The sequence below is a fragment of the Rhizobium sp. PL01 genome (assembly GCF_033447125.1).
GTDB lineage: Bacteria > Pseudomonadota > Alphaproteobacteria > Rhizobiales > Rhizobiaceae > Pararhizobium.
Window position 1 is genome coordinate 1 of record NZ_JAWQUM010000024.1, and the last position, 9,399, is coordinate 9,399.

Here is a 9,399-nt window from a genome sequence, read left to right on the forward strand (position 1 = left end):
ACCGGCAGACACCGGATCAGGCCTACTTCAACGCGCTGGCACCAATGATGGTGGCGGCATAATCGAGGCGGAAATCCACTTAGCGAAACGCCCGGAACTGTTCAGACAAACCGAGCCACCTCTTAGACGTCGCCGTCCGCCGACAGTTGAAGGCAGGAAACTCGAACTTCAAGTTCGATGTGGAACGCGCCGGTGCGTTGGTGGTCGTTGCGGCCGTCATCACACTTGAGGTGTACAACCAAAAGTATAGCGTCAGCGAGTTGTCGAGCTGGGAAACAACGACAAGCTTCGAAAGCTCGTTTTCCTATTCTGAGTATATTTCCGAAGAAACAGTGTCGATCGAAGAATCCTACACAAGCGAAGAAACTGTGGTCGAGGAGTCAATTTCGCAAGAGGAAACATCGTCGGAAGAAACCACGAGTGAAGAAGTGACATCGACCGAAGATGTGTCGTCCGAAGAAACGACTAACGACTCTTCGACTGCCGATGACGCAACACCGGACAGCAATGATGCGACAGACGACACTGCATCGGAAGACAACGCCGACGCGAATGACGACAGCGCGGCCGAAAATGATGACACGTCTACGGACGACGCGGGTGGCGATGATGCGTCGTCAGATGACAGTGGCGGAGACGACAGCGAGTAAAGTTTACTCCAATCGACCCTGCCGTTGGAAACGGCAGGGTCATTCCGCAGATTTGCGCCGCGCATGATCATCTCGGCGTGGATTCCTATGGTAACCGCTCCCGGTGGCATCGAACGCGATCGTCCTCAGTACGTTTCCGACTTTAATACGGTCTTCGACGGCACCAACCGGCGGAATTCGAATATTTCTCAAGCCTGCTGAACCAAACGCTCCAGCTTGCAACCTGGCATCGCCATCAGGTTTGGGAGCTTTGCATGGTACAATACCGACGGGTGCGAACGCCCCGGAATCGCCAGTGATTCCAGAAGTCGCATCAGAAAAAAAACTCGAGCTTGAAGGACGAGCTTTAGAAATCAGAGGTCTGGATGGTGACCTGCCGCTTCACAGCTACGTCTGGATACCTTCTCTGAAGGCTGTTGTGGGAGGCGTCAACGTGTTTGCGGGCCAGCACATATGGACAGCGAATTCGACAACACCCCAATTCAGGATGCTGCGGCCCTGATCACAGCGATGAAAGCGGCCAATCCCACCGCGGAATTGCTACCAGCATTGGAAATTGGTGCGAAGGTGAACAAGAGAGAAATGAAGTGGAAGGTCGATAAGGGTTGGAGAAAAGCGGGACGCCGAATCATGGACGATGATCAGAAACTGCGTGTGAGGCTTGGTGGTCGTAACGGTCGCCGCCGTTTTGATCCGTTATCGAAGGATCGGCTGGTTGCAGCCTGCCTTGAGCCGGGGGCTTCGGTGGCGGGGCTAGCGCTCTAACGTGGGGTCAATGCCGACCTCGTGTGGAAATGGATAGGCAAGCATCGGTTGAGTGAGAAGGAAACTGTGCCGAAAGGGCCGTCTTCGACATCGGCATTTGTTGCGGTGCAGATCGAACGCACCGCGGATCGCGCAGTGTCGCGACAAAGCAGGGCGTTTGCGCAGGATTTGCCAGTCACTTTTGATGAGGTTCAGCGATCAAAACCTGAGAAGATCCGCCGTTTTCCCTCTCCAGCTACGATGAGCGTGTCTCTTCCGAACGGGGTGAAACTGACGCTGGAATGCAGTGACGTTGAAGCAGCAATAATCGGAGCGTCGGGCGATTTTCAGACGAAACGCTGACGTACAAGTTTATCTTCGGCTTCGAGCACGGGCTCCCGCAATCTGTGCTCCAGTCACCGGACCGCGCTCATGATGGTGGACTTCCTAATTGTGTTTTTAATTATGCTCGGCCGCTTGGCCGTCCTCGCTTCCATGACGCCGCTTCAGCTTCAAAATCCACCGAAGGACGTCATAATAGGCCGTCCAACCATCCTGGACAGAACGGTGCCATCTTTTTGAGGACCTTCCGGTCACCAGCGCCTTGGCTGTGCCGCAGGAGATTGTTGACGTGGATGAAGCCGTGGAACGCATTACAGCCTTGGTCGGCACTTCGGTGCTCGGCATAAGGGGTTCGTGGCGATCTGGCTAAATCGCACGCGGGCAACACCACCGTGACGTGTCGGGCCCATCCAATAAATCACTGCTGTGACAACTGCCACGATGACAAAGAGAACGATGATCGGTCCACCAAGCGAGGCATTTGGCTCCTAAGAATTGTTATAAGACGCTTTCACCGCCTTCGACATTCAACTTAAGAACGAAAACCGGGGCCACCTTCTTGGCGGCCGCCTTGGCCGGATAATCAGGCCAATCCGATAAACGAAAGGATTATGCCCACGATAACGATGACTCCAAGTGGCCACATCAGACTGTTCATGCCTATACTGGACGAGTTGAACGACCGTCCGGTAGGCGGATCCGTCCGGTTCATTGGAATATGCATCTTGGCCGTTCAGTAGCTTACGCATCAGCCCAAGGGCCGCCTTATTGTTCCGGCGGCTCTGGATCAGAGCGTCGAGAACACAGCCATCAGCATACATGCGCAGTATTTTTTGCCCGTGATGGAAACGGCCACTTCGTCACGCCAGCGAGGTGATCAGCGCCTTTTGACTAGTCTAGGAGGACATTATGCGCGTTTCCGCAAGGGCTTGTGGAAGACGACCCTCGATGAAAAATTATCGACAAACTCTGTAGCGTTCTATCACCCTATGGTGATGGCGCCAATGCGTGATGACCTCAATTTGACAACGGTGGTGTCGGTGGGGCCTGTGATACTGCCGATATGGCTCGCTATTGTACTGATCACCGTGATACTGGTCTCGATAGTAATCTTGGCTGTCGTAGTCGCGTCGGGGTACGTCGTAGCCATCTCCGTAGCCATCATTATAATTACCGTCACCCTCATCGTCTCCGAACTGGAAGGTGATTTGTGCTTGGGATGGCGCAGTCCCAGCGGCCGTGGCAGTAAGCGCTATCATGGTTGCGATGATTAGCTTTCTCACGGTTTTCTCCTACGTTTGTTGTTAAGTAACGGAAATGTTGGCCTACTCGTCCCAGTGCAGAGGATAGCCACCTCTGACGTGGGACCTATTGAAGAGGCGGTCACCCACAGTTGCCGGCTTGCGTTGGCCGAGCTTGCCGGCCTTCTTGCATCCGTCAACTCAAAGCCTTGTCCGATAGAGGACAGTTTTTATATTTCAACTTTGAAAATAGTTCCTATGTCCAGCCCACCGCAGCATCGAGAGTAAGCGAAAGTTTATAGCAGTTACTCTGAACCCAACTCGAACGCTGCGTTAATTTGCCGTTCATGTTGGTTGGCGAATTGCCCTCGACGTCGCTGGCACGGTGTTTTGAATAACAATTGCCGCCGTGTAGTTGGCAGCCCGGCAAATGAAACCTCGACTGCTCCGAAATTTTGTAAAGGACCGGAGAAATCAGGCGATGGAACGTTTTCCTACGCCTTGATGGTCCTTCGCACCGTGCGGACGCAAGACGAAGGTGTTTTCGTACCACACATGTCTCTTTCAATTGGGATCCTGCTCGCCTTCGTTTTCGTGGGAACCCTGATATATTTTGTCGGTCACATGGCAGGCCGTTCCAATGTGGATACGGTGATCGGCCTCGCCAGTGTGGACGTCCGTGATGGGATTGGCACACTGACGTTCGACAAGCCGCAGGCAGCCCCCCGCCTGCTTAGACCTGGGAGACGCTATCACCATTGCGGATGAACGCAGCGGCTCGCCGACGAACTGGCGGAAGGCCGACCCCAATTCAGGAGGGCGTCGGCGTTCGCCCAAGCCGCGAAGTTTTCGCGTTGCGCAACGTCTGCGTGGCAATCGACTGAACAGCCGACAGCGTGTTCTCCATCCGGTGACCAAGTTCATGCATGAGCAGACGCTTTCGATCGGCACGCTCACGTTGCTCGGTCCGATCTCGTAGGATCTTGATGAATCCGACAACGAGGTCGTCTTCGTCGCGAAGCGCCATCATCTCGCCAGAAGCCCAGAAACAGGTCCCGTCCTTGCGCAGGTGTCACCGCTCGTCGTTTCCGCGCACTTCGCCCGGTGCTGCGGTACCAGAAGGGAAAATCCCATTCGAGGCTTATCGACCCAAACGACGTCATTCTCTTCGGACGGCAATCCACGCTTGCTCTAACGCTGATCGCAAGTCCTCTGCGCCATACGGTTTCGTGACGACCACTGCCTCCAGCGGCAATTCACCAGTGTGACGATCGTGTCCCGTGGCATAGACAACACCGAGTGCCGGCTGGCGGGCGCGCGCCTCGTCGGCGAGTTGGGCTCCGCCCATGTCCGGCAGACCGAGGTCTGTTACCAAGACATTGATCGAACGAGTTTCCAGCAGGGCAATCGCCTCCGCGCCTGTGCCCGCTTCGATGACATCGTGTCCGAGTTCGGCGATCATATCGGCGGTGTTGATCCTGATCAGGACGTCATCCTCAACCAGCAGGATGGAAAGTGTGGCGGATGCTTCTTGCTGAACGGGCTCGATAGACAGAGGGGCCGCCGGGGAGGGCTGATACTTCTGCGCCCGGTTGGCGAGCACCTGCCTGAGCTTGCTCGCTAGTGCCTCACGGGTATACGGCTTGGATAGCAGTTCCACGCCGGCATCGAGTCTCCCGCCGTGTACGATGGAATTTTCCGTATATCCCGACGTATAGAGGACGGCAAGATCGGGCTGACGTTCGCGGGCTTTCCTAGCGAGTTCGGGGCTCTTTAAGGTTCCCGGCATGACCACGTCGGTAAAAAGAAGATCAATGGCAATCCCCGCCTCGATGATGATCAGAGCGGCATCCGCATTCGGCGCCTTCAAGACCTTATAGCCGAGGTCAGTCAAGGTCTCAACCACGGTCTCTCTGACCTCGTTGTCATCCTCGACGACCAGGATGGTTTCAGTGCCGCCGATGACCGGACCGGAGCGCAGGTCAACTTCCCTGTCTTCTTTGTCGGTGGCGCGAGGAAGGTAGAGCTTCACCGTCGTTCCGTGGCCCACTTCGCTATAGAGCTTGATGTGTCCGCCAGACTGGCGGACGAAACCGTGAACCATCGACAGCCCGAGCCCCGAGCCTTTGCCTTCTTCTTTTGTGGAGAAGAACGGTTCGAACACGGTGTCCAGGATTTCTTCAGGGATTCCCGCTCCCGTATCGGAGACGGACAAAACGACGTACTGGCCAGGGGTGACGTCATCATGAGCCTGGGCATAAGCGTCATCGAGATAGGCGTTTCCAGCCTCGATGGTCAACTTGCCTGTTCCGTTCATCGCATCCCGCGCGTTGATGGCCAGATTCAGAAGCGCGTTTTCGACGTTGGCAGGATCGATCAGGCAGTTCCATAGTCCCCCTGCGATAACGGTTTCGATTTCCACCGCTTCGCCGAGTGACCGCCGCAGCATATCATCCATCCCCCGGACGAACTTCCCTACGTTGATGACCTTCGGATCAAGCGCCTGGCGCCTGCCAAACGCCAGCAACTGACTGGCCAGTTTGGCTCCGCGGTTGACGCCCGCCAATGCGTTGATCACCCGGCGTTCGGCGCGGTCGTTTCCGGTCACATCCTTCATCAGTAACTGAAGGTTACCGGAGACCACCTGAAGCAGGTTATTGAAATCGTGTGCGACACCACCCGTCAACTTGCCGATCGTCTCCAACTTCTGCGCCTGTTGAAGTTTCGCTTCGGCTTTCCGACGCTGCTCGCTTTCCTCGGCGACACGGTCTTCAAGGGTTTCGTTAAGTTGTCGAAGCTGTTCTTCGGCACGTTGGCGGTGGACGACCTGTCGTTCGAGATCGTCGGACCGCTCCCTGAGGGCGCGCTCTGCCAACCTCTGCTCGGTAATGTCCGTGTGTACGCCGACCCACTCTATGATCTCGCCGTTATCGGAAAAAATCGGATTGGCCCGGATCAAAAATGACCGCCACACGCCGTCGTGTCTGCGGACCCGATGCTCGTGCACGAAGGTTCGCCGTTCGGCCACTGCCTTGTTCCAGGCATCGACCGTCGGTCCACTGTCATCAGGGTGGACAGAAGTGGCCCAACCGTAGTCTTGGTAATCCTCCGGCGACTGGCCCGTCAGTGCGGCCCACCCAGGCTGTTCGCCTTTCATTCGTCCGTCGGCGCTGTTGGTCCAGAGGACGCCATGAACGACGTCCATCGCCGTGCGGAACCGTAGATTGCTCTCGGCAAGCTCGAGTTCGGACCGCTTACGGTCATCAATGTCGATGATGAGGACGTAGATGCCGTCGATGCCGACCGCTGTCTGACGAGGCACATATCGAACCTCAGCATGCCGTTCATGGCCGTCAGGCCGCTGAATGGAGGCATCCGTGACTATCGTCTCGCCCGCCATTGCACGCTGGATGAGCGGCAGTCTCTTCTCGAAATATTCCTCGCCGATGATTTCCCGAACCGGCCGCCCAACGATCTCCCCCGGACTGCGACCGAACCACTCCTTGTACGCGTCATTGGCAAAGCGATAGGTCAGGCTCAGGTCGATGAAGCCGACAAGGATTGGCAGCGCATTCGTCAGGCTGGCAAGTTCGGCTCGGCTGATAGCGAGCGCGCTTATCGCCTGGTGCTTTTCCGTATTCTCCAGAACGGTGCACAGGACGCCGTCAACGACACCATCCTCATCGTAGATCGGCGTGTAGAAGAGGTCGAAGATTACCGTCTCCGGTTCGCCGCGACGTCGCAGTGCCATTGGCTGGTCACGAAAGGACTGCACGTCACCTCGGAAGGCTGCGGTAAGTACGTTGTTGTTCCAATCCCAGATTTCCGGCCAGATGTCCGAAACGCGGCCACCCAGTGCTTTCGGATGGTAGCCGCCCGCGATGTCGACATAGCTGTCGTTATAAATCATCACATGGTCATCGCCCCACATGATGACCTGCGGGATCGGAGAGTTCACTATGGAATTAACCTTGATACGAAGGTGTGTTGGCCAGTCCGAAATGGGGCCAAGCGACGTCATTGACCAGTCGAACGCACGAATGCGCTCGCCCATTTCACCGCCGCCCAACGGCCAAGATTTTGCCTTCGTTAAATCTACTGTCGTCGCCATAATCCGCCTCGGAACCCCCGGAAGCCTGCACATAATCGATGGGCAGCCGATTTTCCAGCATTATCAGTTGTTTCAGACCGTTTCGAATGACGTATGGTCTTACAGGTTGCGTCGACTACCCTTGTGTTCTCGCCTGCCGCCAGTCCTGAATATCGTCGGTCTGGATCCAGATCGTGTCTTCCTCGCCTGCTCGGCCGTGTTCGAGCTTAAAAAGAGCAATCTCGATGAAGGACGGTAGATGGCTTATTAGGCGTTGCTGGTCGGCAAGCGGAGGGATGGAAATTGCTTTCAGTGCCTCCTTGGTGACGATGACGAGCCAATCTTTTTCTCCATCGGTCATCGCGACATGACCGTTTTCGTCGCGCAGAAACGGCGACATGTTTTCTCGCACTGTAAGCTTCATATTCATATCCCATTGCTGCGGGCGTTCCGTAAGACGGTATGGTGTTCAAGGAATTCAGACGCGCCACTGATCGAGGCGAGGTTCGCTCTGAAGATTATCAGGAAATAGACACTCGAGTTACGTCACGAACTGCGTCAAAGAAAAAGGCCGCCAGTGGGCGGCCTATGGTTGAAGAAACTCTTTCAGACAATTTCCGGCTTGATCGAAGGTACGGACTGTCTGCCGCCTAACTCGGATGAGTCATCATCGACAGGAATCGAGCCATCAGGCGTTAGCTCATCGACCGCCTTTGGAAGTTCCAGACTAAGGCGGCTCAGTATCTCGTGCGGCGACAACCCGGTTCTGGCCGACAGGTCATCAAGGATTTCTGGTCCTAGAGCTTCGGACAGCTGGCGATCGTCGATCTGAGCATTTGGGCCGGCTTCGACCCAGGAATTCGCGGTTTCACCGTGGCCGTTCTGCTGGAACTGTTTCAGCAGGTCGCCCAGACCGCCGCCGAGAATACCGCCAGCTGAACCGCCACCAAGCAGTCCTCCCAACCCGCCAAGGCCGCCAACTCCTCCCCCCGTTACACCGCCGAGGATATCGCCGAGCCCTCCTTGCTTCTGTGAAGGGTCGCCACCGCCTTGAGGATTTTGAAGTCCACGCAGCAATTCACCGATCTTGTCTCTGTTCTGGAACCCGGCCACCGCGAGGACCCCGAGAAGTGCTTTCAATGCGCTGCTAGCCATGTGTCTCTCTCCCTATATCGCTACCGAGGTCTTTAGCCTTCGGCGTTTGAGTTGACGGTTAATGTGGCGATCGCTGTGGGGGCAAGGTCGTAATGTGCTCCTGGTTCGGCAAGGTCCGCAAAAATGGGCGGGCCAGTTTTGCTCGGGTCGATCGCCCACTTAGAAAAAACAATTTGGCAGTTATGGAGTTACCTGGGGAAAAATGTTGCGAAGTTCATCTGTCTATTGGTACCTCGCAGACGATTCGGATTGCTTCCAAGACAAGTTCAGGCATTGTGCGGCATTTCGTCAGCACGCGGAGACACTGCTCCGGAGGTAATGACGATACTGACATTGGGCCAGTGGACCGCGACGTGCCTGGCAAGCGTCAGGCCATCGATATCCGGCATTTGGATATCGGTTATCAAAAGTCGAATAGTTGGGTACTTATCGAAGAACGCGAATGCCTCCTCGGCTCCGCTTGCTTCAAGTACCCGAAAACCAGCGTCCGATATGATGTCAGCCGTGTCCATACGAATTAAAGGCTCGTCATCAACCACAACGGCAATGGGCGATTTTTCTGCGACCTGTTCCATTTCGATGAAAGCGATCCGGCGACCGAAAGGTTCCCGCGCATCCATGGATATTTGCCTGCTCTCGAATGTGCTGTTTACGATGTCGTATGCGGACACGTTGGAATGCTCCACCGCGGCGGCCTGCCAATTTCCCGCGCCGGCAATCGCCCTCGCCCAATGGGCTTTGTTAAACTGATGTGATGGGGGTGAACGCGGCGGACCCAACGTGTAAAAAGGAACGGAAAACAATATTTCCGTCCCTTCGGAGTTCAGTGGCTTCGAAACGCTAAAGCTCTTCGTTATCCCTCGGCTTTCAGGTTGACCACCGACGTCGCGATGCCGGTCAACGCTATGTCCGTTGCCTGCTCCTCGTCGAGTGTCGTCTGAAGCAGTTTGGCCGCATCCTTTATTCAGGTAACCAGTTCGCGCCCTATTTTGTCTCTGTTGCCGGGACGATCTCCATTTGAGATGGCTGTGCCAAAGCTGAGTTCCGGCCGGATTAATTGTCCGGTTGCGGCAACCCAGTTTCCTGAGCTGGATCGCGGACCTTATCCGTTGAGGAAACCGTACCCGGCATCCGATCCGTGCCGATCGGTTGGGGCGTTACACTGCCGTCTGCGGCA

General features: G+C 55.8%; 6 protein-coding genes and 3 pseudogenes. 3 read left to right on the forward strand and 6 right to left on the reverse strand.

Features of this window, described 5'->3' with window-relative positions:
* The first annotated feature begins 146 nt into the window (after nucleotides 1–146).
* From R6X40_RS31420 to R6X40_RS31435, 3 genes and pseudogenes are all read left to right on the forward strand, one after another.
* Nucleotides 147–650 carry a hypothetical protein gene (locus R6X40_RS31420; protein ID WP_318419098.1) on the forward strand — a complete coding sequence of 168 codons (504 nt, stop codon included), beginning with the start codon at nucleotides 147–149 and terminating at the stop codon, nucleotides 648–650.
* Between the two features lie 627 nt (nucleotides 651–1,277).
* Nucleotides 1,278–1,757 (forward strand): annotated as a pseudogene (tnpA, locus tag R6X40_RS31425) (IS66-like element accessory protein TnpA).
* 1,724 nt (nucleotides 1,758–3,481) lie between these two features.
* Complete coding sequence (locus R6X40_RS31435; protein WP_318419105.1) at nucleotides 3,482–3,745, forward strand: DUF2254 family protein; 264 nt, start codon at nucleotides 3,482–3,484, stop codon at nucleotides 3,743–3,745.
* 76 nt (nucleotides 3,746–3,821) lie between these two features.
* On the opposite strand, the pseudogene R6X40_RS31440 reads toward R6X40_RS31435, so the two are convergent.
* The 6 genes and pseudogenes from R6X40_RS31440 to R6X40_RS31465 form a co-directional block, all read right to left on the reverse strand.
* Nucleotides 3,822–4,091: pseudogene (locus tag R6X40_RS31440) on the reverse strand (HWE histidine kinase domain-containing protein); the annotation flags it as partial.
* A 45-nt stretch (nucleotides 4,092–4,136) separates the two neighbouring features.
* On the reverse strand, nucleotides 4,137–7,088 hold the full coding sequence (locus R6X40_RS31445; protein WP_318419100.1) for a PAS domain-containing protein: 2,952 nt from the start codon (nucleotides 7,086–7,088) through the stop codon (nucleotides 4,137–4,139).
* A 115-nt stretch (nucleotides 7,089–7,203) separates the two neighbouring features.
* Complete coding sequence (locus R6X40_RS31450) at nucleotides 7,204–7,467, reverse strand: hypothetical protein (RefSeq protein WP_318419101.1); 264 nt, start codon at nucleotides 7,465–7,467, stop codon at nucleotides 7,204–7,206.
* Nucleotides 7,468–7,673: 206 nt separating this feature from the next.
* The gene (locus R6X40_RS31455; protein ID WP_318419102.1) at nucleotides 7,674–8,222 is read right to left on the reverse strand and encodes a YidB family protein; all 549 of its coding nucleotides are present in this window, start codon (nucleotides 8,220–8,222) and stop codon (nucleotides 7,674–7,676) included.
* A 266-nt stretch (nucleotides 8,223–8,488) separates the two neighbouring features.
* Complete coding sequence (locus R6X40_RS31460) at nucleotides 8,489–9,025, reverse strand: response regulator (RefSeq protein WP_318419103.1); 537 nt, start codon at nucleotides 9,023–9,025, stop codon at nucleotides 8,489–8,491.
* A 50-nt stretch (nucleotides 9,026–9,075) separates the two neighbouring features.
* A pseudogene (locus R6X40_RS31465) lies at nucleotides 9,076–9,186 on the reverse strand (DUF892 family protein); the annotation flags it as partial.
* Nucleotides 9,187–9,399: the final 213 nt, after the last annotated feature.